We start from the raw sequence: 15596 nt of genomic DNA, 5'->3' as shown, positions 1-15596 counted from the left end.
TGAATTATAACTTTTATTTTTTAGGAGAAAACGAGATGGATGAGAGTTTACACTATCTGATCATGGCAAATCAAATGCTGGTGCAGAAGGCTTTGATGGAGAGGATTAAGGATACCGGGCTTACAATTGGTCAGCCGAAAATCCTCGATTATTTAAAGACGCATGATGGAAGCAGTCAGAAAGAGATTGCGCAGGCATGCTTTCTGGAAGCAGGTTCCCTGACAACGATTCTGAATAAGATGGAGGAGAAGGGATTGATCGAGCGCCGGATCCTCAATGGGAACAGACGTACCTTTCACATTTTTATGACAGAAGAAGGGGAAGAAAAGCAGAAGCTGATTGATAAGAATTTTCAGCAGATTGAAGAAAGAGCTTTGAGTGGGATATCCGAAGAGGAGATGGAAAAGTTTATGTCGGTATCTAAGAAGATTTACTCAAATCTGCAAGAAAAAAGAAACGAATAAGTGCACAAAAGAAAGGAATGACAGAGAAAAATGAACAAATTAAAACGATATCTTTTATTTTTAGTGGGACTGTTTATCAATGCACTTGGAGTCAGCCTTGTGACAAAAGCAAGTCTTGGAACGTCACCGATTTCATCGATTCCATATGTGTTAAGTCTTCATTTCCCATTGACACTTGGAAACTTTACGATCATTTTCAGTATCCTTCTGATCGTATTGCAGATCCTGATTCTGAGGAAGAATTTTAAGATGGAAAATATTCTTCAGATTCCGGTTTCGGTTGCATTCGGATATTTTATTGACTTTACCATGTATCTGTTTGCCTGGATGAATCCGCAGAATTATCTGGTGAAGCTGATCTCACTTCTTGCAGGATGTATCGTGCTTGGCTTTGGTGTATATATGGAAGTAGTTGCAGATGTGGTTATGCTGCCGGGCGAATCCTTTGTCCGCGCGATCGTGCAGACCTGGAATACCAATTTTGGAACCACAAAGATCATCTTCGATTCATCCATGGCGGTCATTGCCGGAGTACTTTCCTTTCTGTTCTTCGGAAAATTAAACGGAGTGCGTGAGGGTACGGTCATTGCGGCACTTCTGGTAGGATTTATTGCAAGACTGTTCGGAAAACATCTGGAATTTGTCAAACCGTATTTATTCCCAGAAGAGTATGCAGCCAAAAAAGAAGAGCCTGTTGTTGAAAATACTGTAGAGGCAGGTCATAAGAATGTCATCGTCATTGGCAGACAGTATGGCTCAGGCGGACATGAGATTGGAAAAATGCTGGCAGAGAAGCTAGGATATGAATTTTATGATCAGGAGATCATTGAGATGGCTGCCGGAACAACAGGAATGACGCCGGAGTTTATCAGTAAAAGAGAAGAGTCCATGGCAAACAGCCTGCTTTATGATCTGTTCAATCAGATGTATCAGTATGGAAATGAGGAGGAAGAAGCTCCAAAGGACAAGATCTATGAGGCTGAGGCAGAAGTGATACGAAAGCTGGCAGAAAAAGGGAAATGCGTGATCATCGGAAGATGTTCAGATTATATTCTGCGGGATAACAGCCGGGTATTGAAAGTATTTTTCACCGCACCGATCGAGAGCCGTATCCGGCGTGTGATGAAACGTCTTGGCGTAGAAGCCAAAGATGCACAGCATAAGATCCACAGGGAAGATAAGATGCGTGCAGACAATTATCACTATTATACCGGCAGGATCTGGGGAGCAGCAGCGAACTTTGATCTTACGGTGAATACGGATCTTGGAATCGAGTATATTGAAAATTGTATTGAACGGATACTGTAAGATAAGTCTGTCAGAAAATAAGTCTGTCAGAAAAAATTTGTTTGACTTTTTGAAAAACAGGAAATATAATAATTGCAAACGAGTAGCAGTAAGCGTAATGATCAGCTCCCTGTCAAGTAGACAAGTAAAAAATCTAAAATAAGGTTACAGATATCCGTCGCATCTGACTCGATGTGACGGATATTCATATTATGAAAATCCCGCAAGAAGTAAATCAGCATAAACTAATTATCCATTTACGGCTTCTAAAGATAATTAACGATACAGTAAGCCGGAATAATTCCTCCGTAGTAAGCAATGTATACACACCAACAATTCCCCACTTGAATACATATGCCGCAAGCAGACACAGTGGAATTCCGATACACCATGTGCCAACAATATCAATAATCATAATGATTTTGGTGTTACCGCCACTTCTTATAATGCCTCCGCCAAGTATCATATTTTCCACCTTGACCGGAGCATACAAGGCAAATACGATAAGCAGTATCTTTCCAAGCTCTTTTACGCTGTCATCAACACGATAGAATCCGGTATATACTCCAGCCAAAAGAATGAGCAAAGCCGATACCGTTACTGCACCAAATAAGCCTGCATACATAATCTTCTTTGATTCTGTGTAAGCCTCATCATATTCTTTCCTGCCAAGCCTTTTGCCGACCATCACACCGGCAGCCGCTGACAATCCACTAAGTGCCCCTACGATAAGTCCCTGAATCGGACCGGTAAGTGTATAAGCTGCAAGGTTTGATGTGCCAAGATGCCCATAAACAGCAGATTCCACATTTTGCCCGAGACTCCATAAAAATTCACTGATCAGAATCGGCATAATCATGATCAGATAATCCCAGAGTGTGATTTTTTTAAAATGTAGAGATAATACCGGTTTATCTTCATCTTTTCTGATACATAAGACAAATCCAATAACAATAAATACCAGGTTAAACAACTGCGAAATAAGTGTGGCAATCGCAGCTCCCTTTATTCCCATACATGAAAATCCAAATTTTCCAAATATCAGCAGATAGTTCAGTCCTGTGTTTACAACAACTGCTCCAAAGCTTGCAAGAAATGGTATTGTGGCATGTTCTTTACAGCGCAGCCAGGAGGATAAAATATTGCTGACAGCCATTGGAAGATAAGAAAATGCTACGATTCTAAAATAAACCGCACCAGTATTTATAATACTCATATCTTTCGTATACAGTCCAAGAATCTGCGACGGAAAAACTCCGGCTGCAAGCAGGAATAATGCTGATATCACAATTCCGCAGATGAGACTCACATCAAAACTGCACCATGCTTCTTTTGTTTCTTCTGCACCAATAAACTGTGCAATTAATATTCCGGCAACCGTGCTTACCGCACCGATCACTACTGAAAAAATCAGTGAAAAATTACCGCATAATCCAACTGCCGATATATTTGTCTCGCCTAACTGTCCAATCATGATCTGGTCAACAATTGAAAATGATGCCTGCAACATACTTTGCAATGTGACTGGAATTGCTATTTTACACAACGATTTCATAAACTTTGACATTATAATTTCCTCGTACTTTCCCTTCTTATTAAATCAACCGGTAACACGATTTCTGTCTTATATTCTGCTCCATCGCGCATTGCCTCCAGACATTCAATTGCCGCCTTCGCTCTTAAGTTTGCTTCCTGATGAATCGTTGTGAGAGAAGGATTGCTTTCCCTGCTTGCCATGTTATCATCAAAGCCGATGATCTGGATATCCTCTGGAATCCGAATGTTCTTTCCTTGTAAAAATCTCATAAACTCAAGTGCATAAAAATCGGACACTGCAAAAACAGCGGTAACACTGTTTTCTGACAGTTGCATATAGTTATCTTCATAAAAGCACATTCTTTCCTTTTCTGTCTTTGGTATCTCCCATCTAAATGTTTCTCCCTGTTCAAAGGCTTTGCGAAACCCTTCGATGCGCTCTTTATCCATGCAGATGAAATTATCTGCTATGCATAATGCTTTTTTATGTCCCAGTTCCTTAAAATATTTTCCAGCCTGATAGCCGCCGTTATAATGATCGATGACCAAATTTACTACTTTCGAGCATTTTTCAAAATAGCCATCATACACTACAAACGATATCCGCATCTGATTTCTAAGGCTTTCATAATCAGCTTCACAAAATCCAATCAGAATCAGTCCATCCATATTCCACATGGATGCAAATACCGGAATCTCCTTGATATCAGATGTCGTTTTTATCATCAGAAAATATCCTTTTTCATTCACCTCATGGGAAAGAGCATTCAGCGATGACATCACAAATCCATCCTCTAAAACCCTGCCCTCATACTTTTCATGGTCATTCACCACTACTCCGATGATTCTTGAATTATTTCTTGCAAGCAAAATGCCAGCCATATTCGGAATATATCCCGACCTTTCAAGTTCCTGCTGGACACGTTTTACCGTCTCATCTGAAATCTTTTCTGTTTTGCCGTGAATCACTTTTGAGACAGTAGCAGTACTAAGACCTAACGCATCTGCAACATCTACGATTCGAATCCTGTTCTGTGCCATTTTCATTCCTTCTTCTACGATATTATGATAATGCTGGGGGGGGTAAAAAAGCTCCCAACTATGATACTATGGTACCTTATGAAGGTGGAATTTACAAAGGTTAAGCGTATAACCCGTTACAAAAATTGAGCTCGATTTTTGTGAATTTTTACTATTATATTACACATTTTCCTCGGGGGACTCCCCCATCTTCTCGCTACTTTCTTCTTGTCTTAACCACTCTTGTTTTAGTATACAAGACAAAAAGTAAAATATAATTGACATTATGAAAAAGAAGTGTTACTTTATAAATGGAGGTGAACATAAAGTGGCAAAAAATATTGCGATTAAAGTGGCAAGGGCTGAAAAGGATATGACGCAAAAAGTCTTAGCAGAAGCAGTTGGTGTTTCAAGACAAACTATAAATGCTATCGAAAAGGGAGAATACAATCCCACAATAAAACTGTGTCGTAAAATTTGTCGTGTATTAGATAAACGTTTGGATGATTTATTCTGGGAGGATGATGAAGATGAAGAAAATGAAAAGTAATTTAGATGAACGCCAAGAATTAAAACTTCTTAAAATTGAACATAACGGATGTTGGCTTGCTTTTTGGGGATTGCTGATTGTAATGGCAATACAAATGATAGTGGGGAATGACAGTATTAAGAATCTTGCCGGAGAATGGGTTGTATTTATGAGTCTTGCATTATATCTTTCAATTGATTGTATTCGAAATGGAATTTGGGATAGAAAATTGAAACCGAATCTCAAGACAAATATCATAGTCAGTAGTATTGCGGCAGTATTGGCAGGGATTATATGGTTTGGTGTTTCCTATCGGAATTACCATAAACTTATTGGTTCAATTGCAACCGGAATTATTATGTTTGTGCAGGTGGAAATCTTATGCTTATTAGCATTAATGATATCTTCTAAAATATATAAAAGAAGAGTACAGAAACTTGAGGAAGATGAGTGATATATGAAGTGGAAAGTTGTGGAGGAATTTATAGTATGAATGATAAATGTGTAGTATTGAATGCAAAGAAAATGAATTTTGACCGAAAGCTGGATTTTTCTATTTTATCTTCTGATGTTACAGTATATGAAGATACAACAGAACAGCAGCTGACAGAACGTATTCAAGGCGCAGACATCATTGTAACAAAAGAGATGCCTGTGAATGCAGAAATGATACAGAGATTCCCGGAATCAGTCAAACTGATCTGTGAGGCAGGTACAGGATATAATAATATTGATCTTGAGGCAGCACGAAAGAAGGGGATTACAGTCTGTAATATCCCGGCATATAGTACAGAACGTGTGGCACATACTGCAATCATGATGATATTGAATCTGAGTTCTGCAATGCAGGTACAGATGAAGATGCTGACATGTGGAAATCATGATAACTTTACTAAAAATCTTCAGGTTCCTCATGTTGAGGTGAACGGAAAAACACTTGGTATTATAGGTGCAGGACATATTGGCAGAAAAGTCATAAAGATTGCGCAGGCGTTGGATATGAATATACTTGTGTACACCAGGACACCAAGGGAGGATGAGAATGGTATCCGTTATGTATCGCTTGAGGAATTACTTAAGAATAGTGATTATGTTTCCATGCATTGTCCACTGACAGAAAGTACAAAACATATGATCAACAAAGAAGCTTTATCACTTATGAAGCCATCCGCGTTTATCATTAATACTTCAAGAGGTGCACTTATTGATGAAGCAGCTCTTATAGAAGCATTGGAAAATGGTACGATTGCAGGAGCCGGACTTGATGTTCAGGAAACGGAACCACCTGAAGAAAACAGCCCTCTTTACACTATGGATAATGTCCTTTTGACACCTCATATGGGATGGAAAGGCCTTGAGACAAGACAGCGGCTGGTTTCTATTTTGGCAGATAATATAAAGAAGTTTATAGAAGGAAATCCGATCAATGTTGTATCAGGATTATAGTATCTGCGTATTAAAAGATGATCTGGATGGTTTTGTAGAACATCTGGAAGAATATAAGACCGCAGGAAAGATATATGCAGCAAACGTGATGGATGCTGGATTGGTTAAGAATCAAAGTGTTTTTAAAGAGGCCTATGATATGGGATATTCTATTTAAGCTATTGAGAAATTGGAATTTGTAAAGTATCTTCCTATTTTTCTAAAGCAGATTATTGGTTGTATTTATATTAGGTTTTTAACAACAATGTAACCATTGAAATTACATCTATTTTTTGATATGATTATTGTCGAAGAGAGGTGTTTATAATGCAGATTTCAAGCAGATTTACAATGGCAATCCATATGTTTACCTGTATAGATACATTTTCGAATCAGAAGATGACCAGTGACTTTATGGCAGCAAGCATTGGAACCAATCCGGTGATTGTCCGTAAAATATTGCAACAATTAAAGGCTGCTGGTCTTATTGAAGTTGCAAGAGGGACAGGCGGTGTGACAATTACCAAACCATTGGAGCAGATTACATTCCTTGATGTGTATAAAGCAGTGGAATGTGCACCAGATGAAGAACTGTTTCATTTTCATGAGAATCCTAATCAGAAATGTCCGGTAGGAAAGAATATTCACCATGTTCTTGATAAGAGGCTGTTAGAGGTACAGAGGGCAATGGAGGAAAAACTTTCAGAAATGACACTTGCTGATGTGAAAAAAGATATTGCAGTGTATACAGAGAAAGAGTAGAATACAGAAGGCTTCGGATACGTGATTATATCATCACAATTTCCGGAGCCTTTTAGTTTGTCATAATTAATGTAAAACTTTTAAAGGAAGTTGTAACAAAAAAAGTTACAAAAAGTTTGATGTAACTGTTGACATTACATCAAACAAATGCTATAGTACAAACATAAGATGTAACAAATGATGTTACAACAAATTAAGGAGGTAATTTAAAATGCAGAAAGTAGTAGAATTTTTACAGAAAAATCCGGTTCAGTACTTAGCAACAGTCGGAAGAGATGGAAAGGCAAAATGCCGTCCATTCATGTTCTGTTTTGAGCAGGACGGAAAGCTTTGGTTCTGTACTAACAACACAAAGGATGTTTACAAGGATATGTTAGCAAATCCTGAAGTAGAAGTTTCTGTTTCTTCGCCAGAATATGCATGGATTCGCCTTCATGGCAAAGCAGTATTTGAGGACAACAAGAGTGTAAAGGAAGGATGCATGAACAATCCTATCGTTAAGGGACAGTACCAGACAGCAGATAATCCTATTTTTGAGGTATTCTATCTTGAAAATCCTCATGGTTTAATCGCAGATTTCTCTGGAAATCCACCTTATGAATTTTAAAGATAATTAACAGAAAAATTACAGTCTTCGGGGCGAGGTGTAATTCCTGACCGGCAGTATAGTCTGCGAGCAAAAAGCTGATATGGTGCAATTCCATAACCGACGGTAAAGTCCGGATGAGAGAAGATATGATAAAGCAAGTCCCGCAGGAAATCCCGTCCTGCGGGCTGTTTTAAATTCAGGCATATCTCACAAAAAGGAGATTTATGAGTAACAATACAGCAACTATTAAAACAAGAAAAAATTTAGTTTCTACAAGGACAATAACAATGACAGCTCTACTGGCAGCTATATCATATGTGTTGGCTTTTTTAGAGTTTCCGGTTCCTTTGAGTCCATCATTTGCACGAATGGATCTGTCAGATTTACCTGCACTGATTGGATCATTTGCGTTTGGACCGGTTACAGGAGTGATGATAGAATTGATAAAAAATATATTACAGCTTCTGTCAACATCAACAGGAGGAATTGGTGAACTTGCCAATTTCTTGATGGGTGCATCCTATGTACTGGTTGCCGGTTTTATATACAAATACAAAAAGACAAAGAAAATGGCGATGTGGGCATGTGTTATTTCAAGCGTAGTTATGGGAATAGCCGCAGCGATTGTAAATTATTTTATTCTGCTACCCCTGTTTGAAACATTTATGCCGCTGGATCAGCTGATCGCATCATTTGGTGAATTTCTGCCATTTATTAAGACAAAATTGGACGTTGTGCTATTCAATGCATTGCCGTTTAATATCTTAAAAGGTTTGGTGATTGGAGCAATTGCCATGATGATATATAAAAAACTTACACCGATACTGAAAGGAGAGAATTTGAAATGACAAAAATGGATTATCTCAAACTTCTTGTGGATGAAATTCATTCAACAACAGTTGCAACGATAGGTTCAGATGGACATCCTCAGACAAGAATCATAGATATGATGTACTATGATGAAGAAGGCGTGTATTTTCTTACAGCAAAGGGAAAAGCATTTTTTGACCAGTTAATGGATCAGCAGTATGTGGCAATATCCGCAACAAAAGACAAAATTGCGGTGTCCCTGCGTGGAAAAATAAAGAACATCGGAAAAAAGAATCTTGATATTATGTTTGAAAAAAATCCTTATATGAAGAAAATCTATCCGGGAGATACGAAAGATGCAATCGAAGTGTTTCGGTTGTATGAGGCACAGGGAGAGTATTTTGATATCAGCAATCCATCAAATATTGTGAGGGATACTATAACAATCGGGAAAACCGAAGCTGTTCAGACAGGTTATTTTGTTGGAAAAGACTGTATCGGATGTAAGTTGTGTTATTCTGTATGCCCGCAAAAGTGTATTGATATATCTTCAGTTCCGGTTACTATCAACCAGAATCATTGTCTGCATTGCGGAAGATGTGCAGAAATTTGTCCGAAGCAGTGTATTGAGAAAAGAGGTTAATTATGATCTTTAAGAAAATCAGAAAAGGGCATATTAACTGGCAGGATTTTTTATGTAGTATTCCGGCAAGGGATTATGTATTCCAAAAGGATGCATATGAAGACCAGATTGACAGGACAGCAGAGTATATAAGAAATGCAGACTGTGTTATAATCGGGGCAGGAGCCGGGGCATCGACAGCGGCAGGAATCCAGTATGGCGGCAAAAGGTTTACGGACAATTTTGCAGAATTTATAAAAAAATACGGTGGGCACTACATGACAGATATGTATACAGCCGGATTTTATCCGTATCCGTCCGAGGAGGCAAAATGGGGATACTGGTCAAAACACGCATTGATGAACCGCTTTGATCCTCCGGCGTTGACGCTTTATACCGAGCTTTATGATATTGTGAAAGACAAGGAATATTTTGTACTGACAACCAATGTGGATCATCAGTTTTATAAAGCGGGATTTGATGAAAAAAGAATATTTGCAACACAGGGAGACTATGGAAAAATCCAGTGCCAGAAAGCCTGTCATCCAAAGACTTACGATGCAAAAGACCTGTTTCGTAAAATGGATAAAACAAGAAGAGACTGCCTGATTCCATCAGAGCTTGTACCAAAATGTCCGGTGTGTGGCGGCAATATGGCTATGAATCTCCGTTGTGATAATTATTTTGTGGAAGATGAAGCGTGGCATGAGGCAGCCGACAGGTATGCGAGTTTTCTGGAACAGAATAAAGATAAAAAGGTTGTTCTTTTGGAACTTGGAGTTGGATTTAATACGCCGATTATTATACGTTTCCCTTTTGAAAAGATGGTGCGGGAGAACTCATCATACAGCTTGATACGTCTGAATATGGACGAAGCGGTAGTGCCGGAAAGCTTCGGGGAACGTGCAATCGGTATTGGCGGTGATATGGCAAAGACAATTGCTGATATAAGGGGGCTGGTATTATGACACAGGACGAGCGAAGAGAATATCTGATTCAGTATCTTTTAAAAGAAGAAATACGGTTTGGCAGACAGAACATTCCTACGGACAAGCAGGGGCAGGAAAATCTGCTCCGCTCACTTATGAATGTCAGACCGCCAAGACCAATCAGTAATGATTTTTTAAAAATACAGGATGAGTATCTTACAGAAAGAAATATAGAGCGTGGAATCACGGATGTTGCCACGCTTGCATCTGTAAAATTCGATTCGAGATTATATATCTGGCAGGGTGATATTACTACTTTGAAATGTGATGCAATCGTGAATGCGTGCAACTCACAGATGCTTGGATGTTTTTCACCGATGCATGCCTGCATCGATAATTTTATTCATACTTATGCAGGAGTTGAGCTGCGACTGAAAATGCATGAGATTATGGCAAAACAGGGACATGAAGAAGAGACCGGCAAAGCAAAGATAACATCGGGCTACAATCTTCCGGCAAAATATATTCTTCATACGGTAGGACCTATTATACAATGGGAAGTTACAAAAGAAGATGAAGCTCTGCTTGCAAGCTGTTACAGAGAGTGCTTAAAGCTTGCAGCTGATACAGGTGTGGAATCTATTGCATTCTGTTGCCTGTCCACAGGAGTATTCCGTTTTCCGCAGCAGAGGGCTGCTGAAATCGCAACGAACACTGTAAAGCAGTATCTTGACAAAGACAGCAGAATAAAAAAGGTAATCTTTAATGTATTTAAGGATGAAGATTTAAAGATATACAATGGATTGTTATAAGTGTCTGTTGAAATATCCTATATACCCTAATTAGCAAAAGGGACAGAATAAATTTCTGCCCTTTTGCTGATTTTTAAGTTCTAATGAATCTTTTTATCTAATATTTTCTATTATGAATGACATAAATTTATGTGCTGCATTACTCAATCGTTCGTAGTCCTGATAAATGAAAGCAATACTCCACGTAATATCTTTATCATCGAATGGAACCATGACAAGATTTCCATAAACGCCTTGATCATACATCGGCTCAAGACTTAATGCGACTCCACGCCCCTTATTTACCAGACTGATCAGTTGATTTGCATCCGATGATTCAAAGGCGACCTTCGGTTCAAAATGATATTTTTTTGCATAATGCCACACCAGATTTTTGTAATACGATTTCTTGTCAAGCATTAGGAAATTCTCATTTTCCAGTTCTGAAAAATTCACCGATTGTTTTTTTGCCAGAGGATTATCTTTGTGCACAAAAAGATATAAGGGAAATGTTTTCACCAAAGTATATGGAATCTTTTCGCCATGCCGATTCTCTGGGATTGCAAGAAGTCCTAAGTGTGTCACGTTTTCTTCAACATATTTATCACAGTCTACGTCAGACAATTCTAACATTTCAAGTGTTATGTTTTTATATTTCTCCTGAAAATCAAACAACAACTCCGGATCAATACATCGAAATATCAATGGTGCACAACAGAATTGTAGCTTCACGGGCTGACTCTCGAAATGTTCTGTAACTTCATTTAATACATGATGATACTGCGTCACCAGAGGACTAAATTTATTTAGAAGATACATTCCTTCTTTGGTAAGGCTTATTCCTTTTACAGTTCTTTGGAATAGCTGACAGCCCAATTCCTGTTCCATGCCTGCGATACATCTGCTCAATGCCTGCTGTGAGATATAAAGTGCTTCTGCCGCTTTGGACATAGATGTGTATTCACAGGTTTTTAAGAAATATTCTATATGCTTAAATTCCATCGCTATCACTTCCTTTCACATACATTATACTACAATTTCAAGTTGTAGCCCATACAAATTTTCAGCCATTTTTCAAATGTGCCGACTGCGTTATAGTATAGTTACGGCAAGGGAAACGAACGATGCAAGCTCATCATTCACCCAGGCAAACATCAGAAAGGGAGGTAACAAAATGTCATTTCTGAAAAAACTTTTTCATCATAAACCCTACACATACAAGGAGGATACTAACATGACAAATAAAGACAAGGCATTAGCACTCATTAACACATTTGCAACTGGTGATACAGATGCAGCAAAAAATTTACTGGCTGAAGGATATATTCAGCACAATCTGGCTTACGGTACAGGTAGAGATGCTTTTTTAGGCTCTGTAACTTATCTCGCATCCGCACCGGTAAAAACAACTGTCAACAACATTCGTGCATTTGAAGATGGCGACAAAGTTTTCTTACAGACTGTGTATAATTTTGCAGGTGTCGGCGAGCAGGTAGCATTTGATATTTTCCGCTTTGACAGCAATGGAAAAATTGCTGAGCATTGGGATAATCTTGCTGCAAAGGCTGAGCCAAATCCATCAGGACATACACAGATTGACGGCAGCATGGAAAAAGAACTTGTAAATGCAGAAGAAACACGCAAAATTGTCTCTGCGTTTGTAGGTGATGTTCTCCGTGGCGAGCATCCGGAAAAGCTGACCAGCTATTTTGATGGAGATACTTATATTCAGCACAACACAGGAATTGCGGATGGGCTTTCCGGACTCGGAGCAGCTCTTGAAGCTCTTGGCAAACAGGGCATTCAGATGATTTATGATCAAACTTATCAGGTACTTGCAGACGGAAATTACGGTCTTGCAGTAAGTGAAGGCTCTTTTGGAGGTGCTCATACAAGTTACTACGATCTTTTCCGAGTTGAAAACGGCAAAATCGTCGAGCATTGGGATGTAATGGAAACTATCGCTGATGAATCTACATGGCAGAATCAGAACGGCAAATTTTAAAACACATTATAATATTTTAGGAGGACTCACACTATGAAAAAAATTATCACACTTCTTTTAACCGCAACTTTAACAATGACTGCATTAGCAGGATGTTCAACATCCAGCAACAACGCTGACAACACTGCTTCTTCCAACAGTGCAACTACACAGGAGACCGAATCGACAAAAACTGAACAGACTCAGATCGAAAAAGCACTCGCATTGATCGATACTTTTGCAACCGGAGATACCGATACTGCTAAAGAATTGCTTGCAGAAGATTATATTCAGCACAACCTTGCCTACGGTACTGGAAGAGATGCATTCATCAGTTCTGTCGAATACCTGGCTTCGGCAGATGAAAAAACTACTGTTGAAAACATCCGGGCATTTGAAGATGGTGACAAAGTATTTCTTCAGACTGTTTACAATTTTGCAGGTGCTGGCGAGCAGGTGGCATTCGACATTTTCAGATTTGACAAGGGAGGAAAAATCGCTGAGCACTGGGATAACCTTGCTGCAAAGGCTGAGCCGAATCCATCAGGACATACACAGATTGACGGAACTACGGAAGTAACCGATCTTGACAAAACTGAAGAAAATCGCAAACTCGTGGAAGATTTTCTTTATGATGTTATGCAGGGCAATAATTTAGATAAAACACCAGACTATTTTGATGGTGACACATATATTCAGCATAACACCGGCATTGCTGATGGCGTATCCGGTCTGAATGAAGCACTTGCAGCACTTGCTGAACAGAATATTCAGATGATTTATACTACTACTCATCAGGTGCTTGCTCAGGGAAACTTTGTACTGGCAGTAAGTGAAGGTACCTTTGGCGATAAACCAACCGCTTACTATGATCTTTGGAGAGTAGAAAACGGCAAGATTGCTGAGCATTGGGATGTAATGGAAACGATTGCCGATAAATCCACATGGCAGAATCAGAATGGAAAATTCTAATAAATTTTAATAAAAGTCCTCCTTCAAAAATAGTAAGGGGGAATTTTATCATATGTTTTTAACAGGAAATATTAAAGTTCAAGTGAATCTTCTGCATCTACCCACATCTGCAAATTTCCATCAAGATATAATCTTGCATATTCAAGAGGATCATCAATGGCGAGTGCGTTTAATGCACAGTCTGATCCAGGTGTAGTCTTTAAATTCTTTTCAGCTTCCAAGCAGTCAATGCGAAGCATATAGCCGGCACTTGTGTAAACATCAATACTGTTGCGCTTGGGATTGTATTCTGCAAATATTGTTCTCATCGTATCAAATCTCCTTATCGTTAAATCAATCATTTGTTGCAAAAATCAGAAGCATTTCAATCAGTTCACCATGTCACTTTTATTTTGTGTTATACTGTTTTATAGAATTTTCTTGCCCTTGTATTTGCCCTTATCAGAGTTCGTAAACACTGGTGGGACGATATAACACAAGGGAAACAATAAGGGAAATCTCACCTGCGACAAATTCAGTGTTTTCAAGGGTTTGCGGAGAATTTAATAACAAAATATAACAGTTATTAAATCTCTTAAAACAGGTGAAATCTCAATCGGAAGTTGTGGAGGTAAAATATAGATGAATCAAGGTAGAATTATTGTAATCACAGGTGCGCCGGGGACAGGAAAAACTACAACGGCATCTGCTGTTGCAAAAGAATCAGATTTGGAAAAGTCTGTGCATATGCACACAGATGACTTTTATCATTATTTGAGTAAAGGGGCAATACCACCGCATTTGCCAGAATCAAATGAGCAAAATTTGATTGTCATTGAAGCGTTTTTAGAAGCTGCGAAGCGATATGCTCGTGGTGGATATGATGTAATTGTAGATGGTATTGTAGGACCGTGGTTTTTAGAGCCGTGGCTCAACATTGTTCAAGAGCATTATGAAGTACACTATATCGTTTTAAGGGCAAGTAAAGAAGAAACTATGAAGCGAGCTATCGAACGCTCAAAGTTAGACAGAGAAACAAATATTGAATTAGTTGAAACAATGTGGAAGCAATTTTCCAATTTAGGAATCTATGAATTAAATGTTATAGATACAACTACGCATTCAATCAAAGATACTGTTTCAGCAGTAAAAGAAAAAATAGTAAGCGGTACGGCTTTACTATTTTAGACAATTCCAGTTTGTATAACAGGAATTTATCAGAAAATGAGGAATAGTTGAAATGGAGGCGCTATAATAACATGAAGATTGAAGGGAACCAGAAAGAACTGGATGCAATGGTAGAATTTCATAAGGGAAACCGTGTCGAGGGACTGAGACTGCAAGAAGAATTTGCAGCGGAATTTCGTAAGGAGTATAAAGACAAAGATCACTGTCCTTGCCTGAAAGCCTGTCGTTATCACGGAAACTGTAAGGAATGTGTAGCAATCCACAGAGCGCATCAGGAACATGTTCCTAATTGTATGCGACCATTGATTAATAAAAAATTGAAATTGATGTCAGAATTAACAGAGCATACCTTGGCAAATGAAATAGAAGCTCCACATGAGATTTTAAGAAAATAGGCAAGTCAAATTCCCGTTTATTGGGAAGTCGCAGAGAACGAAAAATCGGAAGTTTACAGCGAGGTGAAAGAGGTTGAATTATGTAGAATATGGAAAAGAAAACAAATATGATGATAATATATTTTTTCAAAAATACAGTCAAATGAGTCGCTCACAGCAGGGACTAGCCGGTGCAGGAGAATGGGAAACATTGAGAAAGCTGCTGCCGGATTTTAAAGATAAGCGTGTGCTTGATTTAGGATGCGGCTATGGATGGCACTGTATTTATGCGATGGAACACGGAGCGTCTTCTGTTGTAGGTGACAAACTATAAA

20 protein-coding genes, 1 pseudogene and 1 riboswitch are annotated in these 15596 nt (G+C 38.7%); of the genes and pseudogenes, 17 read left to right on the top strand and 4 right to left on the bottom strand.

Features of this window, described 5'->3' with window-relative positions; genetic code table 11:
• Both ACYQ5K_RS14750 and ACYQ5K_RS14745 read left to right on the top strand, forming a co-directional pair.
• The coding region (locus ACYQ5K_RS14750; protein ID WP_459777825.1) for a MarR family winged helix-turn-helix transcriptional regulator at positions 1-464 on the top strand (464 nt) is incomplete at its 5' end.
• 30 nt (positions 465-494) lie between these two features.
• On the top strand, positions 495-1772 hold the full coding sequence (locus ACYQ5K_RS14745; protein ID WP_173688063.1) for a cytidylate kinase family protein: 1278 nt from the start codon (positions 495-497) through the stop codon (positions 1770-1772).
• Between the two features lie 214 nt (positions 1773-1986).
• Here the strand turns inward: ACYQ5K_RS14745 and ACYQ5K_RS14740 are convergent, their stop codons facing one another.
• A complete protein-coding gene (locus ACYQ5K_RS14740) occupies positions 1987-3318 on the bottom strand; it encodes an MATE family efflux transporter (protein WP_173688064.1) in 1332 nt (443 codons plus the stop codon).
• Complete coding sequence (locus ACYQ5K_RS14735; RefSeq protein WP_173688065.1) at positions 3318-4328, bottom strand: LacI family DNA-binding transcriptional regulator; 1011 nt, start codon at positions 4326-4328, stop codon at positions 3318-3320. The genes ACYQ5K_RS14740 and ACYQ5K_RS14735 overlap by 1 nt, the downstream gene beginning before the upstream one ends.
• A gap of 307 nt (positions 4329-4635) precedes the next feature.
• On the opposite strand from ACYQ5K_RS14735, the gene ACYQ5K_RS14730 reads away from it, so the two are divergent.
• The 10 genes from ACYQ5K_RS14730 to ACYQ5K_RS14685 all read left to right on the top strand — a co-directional run bounded on the left by ACYQ5K_RS14730 (position 4636) and on the right by ACYQ5K_RS14685 (position 10785).
• Positions 4636-4857 carry a helix-turn-helix transcriptional regulator gene (locus ACYQ5K_RS14730; protein ID WP_173688066.1) on the top strand — a complete coding sequence of 74 codons (222 nt, stop codon included), beginning with the start codon at positions 4636-4638 and terminating at the stop codon, positions 4855-4857.
• Entirely contained in the window at positions 4838-5290 is a 453-nt protein-coding gene (locus ACYQ5K_RS14725) for a DUF6773 family protein (RefSeq protein ID WP_459777824.1), read from the top strand. Before ACYQ5K_RS14730 ends, ACYQ5K_RS14725 begins: the two co-directional genes overlap by 20 nt.
• A 35-nt stretch (positions 5291-5325) precedes the next feature.
• Positions 5326-6282 carry a 2-hydroxyacid dehydrogenase gene (locus ACYQ5K_RS14720; protein ID WP_173688068.1) on the top strand — a complete coding sequence of 319 codons (957 nt, stop codon included), beginning with the start codon at positions 5326-5328 and terminating at the stop codon, positions 6280-6282.
• Positions 6263-6439, top strand: coding sequence for a hypothetical protein (locus ACYQ5K_RS14715; RefSeq protein ID WP_243259231.1), 177 nt, complete (start codon positions 6263-6265; stop codon positions 6437-6439). The genes ACYQ5K_RS14720 and ACYQ5K_RS14715 overlap by 20 nt, the downstream gene beginning before the upstream one ends.
• 149 nt (positions 6440-6588) lie before the next feature.
• A complete protein-coding gene (locus ACYQ5K_RS14710) occupies positions 6589-7023 on the top strand; it encodes an Rrf2 family transcriptional regulator (RefSeq protein ID WP_173688069.1) in 435 nt (144 codons plus the stop codon).
• 211 nt (positions 7024-7234) lie between these two features.
• A complete protein-coding gene (locus ACYQ5K_RS14705) occupies positions 7235-7630 on the top strand; it encodes a pyridoxamine 5'-phosphate oxidase family protein (RefSeq protein WP_004844992.1) in 396 nt (131 codons plus the stop codon).
• A gap of 19 nt (positions 7631-7649) precedes the next feature.
• Positions 7650-7762: riboswitch (FMN riboswitch) on the top strand.
• A gap of 74 nt (positions 7763-7836) precedes the next feature.
• Entirely contained in the window at positions 7837-8460 is a 624-nt protein-coding gene (locus ACYQ5K_RS14700) for an ECF transporter S component (protein WP_173688070.1), read from the top strand.
• On the top strand, positions 8457-9065 hold the full coding sequence (locus tag ACYQ5K_RS14695) for a 4Fe-4S binding protein (protein WP_173688071.1): 609 nt from the start codon (positions 8457-8459) through the stop codon (positions 9063-9065). Before ACYQ5K_RS14700 ends, ACYQ5K_RS14695 begins: the two co-directional genes overlap by 4 nt.
• A 2-nt stretch (positions 9066-9067) precedes the next feature.
• Positions 9068-10012, top strand: coding sequence for an SIR2 family NAD-dependent protein deacylase (locus ACYQ5K_RS14690; RefSeq protein WP_173688072.1), 945 nt, complete (start codon positions 9068-9070; stop codon positions 10010-10012).
• Positions 10009-10785, top strand: coding sequence for a protein-ADP-ribose hydrolase (locus ACYQ5K_RS14685; RefSeq protein ID WP_173688073.1), 777 nt, complete (start codon positions 10009-10011; stop codon positions 10783-10785). Before ACYQ5K_RS14690 ends, ACYQ5K_RS14685 begins: the two co-directional genes overlap by 4 nt.
• A gap of 93 nt (positions 10786-10878) precedes the next feature.
• Here ACYQ5K_RS14685 and ACYQ5K_RS14680 read toward each other — a convergent pair whose 3' ends face one another.
• Positions 10879-11766, bottom strand: a complete 888-nt coding sequence (locus ACYQ5K_RS14680) for a LysR family transcriptional regulator (protein WP_173688074.1) — start codon at positions 11764-11766, stop codon at positions 10879-10881.
• Between the two features lie 232 nt (positions 11767-11998).
• Between ACYQ5K_RS14680 and ACYQ5K_RS14675 the strand changes: the two genes are divergently transcribed.
• Positions 11999-12769 carry a nuclear transport factor 2 family protein gene (locus tag ACYQ5K_RS14675; RefSeq protein WP_173688075.1) on the top strand — a complete coding sequence of 257 codons (771 nt, stop codon included), beginning with the start codon at positions 11999-12001 and terminating at the stop codon, positions 12767-12769.
• A 33-nt stretch (positions 12770-12802) separates the two neighbouring features.
• Positions 12803-13720 carry a nuclear transport factor 2 family protein gene (locus ACYQ5K_RS14670; protein WP_459777823.1) on the top strand — a complete coding sequence of 306 codons (918 nt, stop codon included), beginning with the start codon at positions 12803-12805 and terminating at the stop codon, positions 13718-13720.
• 71 nt (positions 13721-13791) lie between these two features.
• Here the strand turns inward: ACYQ5K_RS14670 and ACYQ5K_RS14665 are convergent, their stop codons facing one another.
• Positions 13792-14028, bottom strand: a complete 237-nt coding sequence (locus tag ACYQ5K_RS14665) for a DUF6061 family protein (protein ID WP_173688076.1) — start codon at positions 14026-14028, stop codon at positions 13792-13794.
• 313 nt (positions 14029-14341) lie between these two features.
• Here ACYQ5K_RS14665 and ACYQ5K_RS14660 point away from each other — a divergent pair, with 313 nt between their 5' ends.
• From ACYQ5K_RS14660 to ACYQ5K_RS14650, 3 genes and pseudogenes are all read left to right on the top strand, one after another.
• Positions 14342-14887, top strand: coding sequence for a P-loop nucleotide/nucleoside kinase family protein (locus ACYQ5K_RS14660; protein WP_039121379.1), 546 nt, complete (start codon positions 14342-14344; stop codon positions 14885-14887).
• Positions 14888-14958: 71 nt separating this feature from the next.
• A complete protein-coding gene (locus ACYQ5K_RS14655; protein ID WP_004613237.1) occupies positions 14959-15282 on the top strand; it encodes a hypothetical protein in 324 nt (107 codons plus the stop codon).
• 142 nt (positions 15283-15424) lie between these two features.
• Positions 15425-15583 (top strand): annotated as a pseudogene (locus tag ACYQ5K_RS14650) (DUF1698 domain-containing protein); the annotation flags it as partial.
• Between the last annotated feature and the right edge of the window lie 13 nt (positions 15584-15596).

It is taken from the genome of Allocoprococcus similis (assembly GCF_054660775.1).
This window is presented reverse-complemented; position numbering and strand designations above follow the sequence as displayed.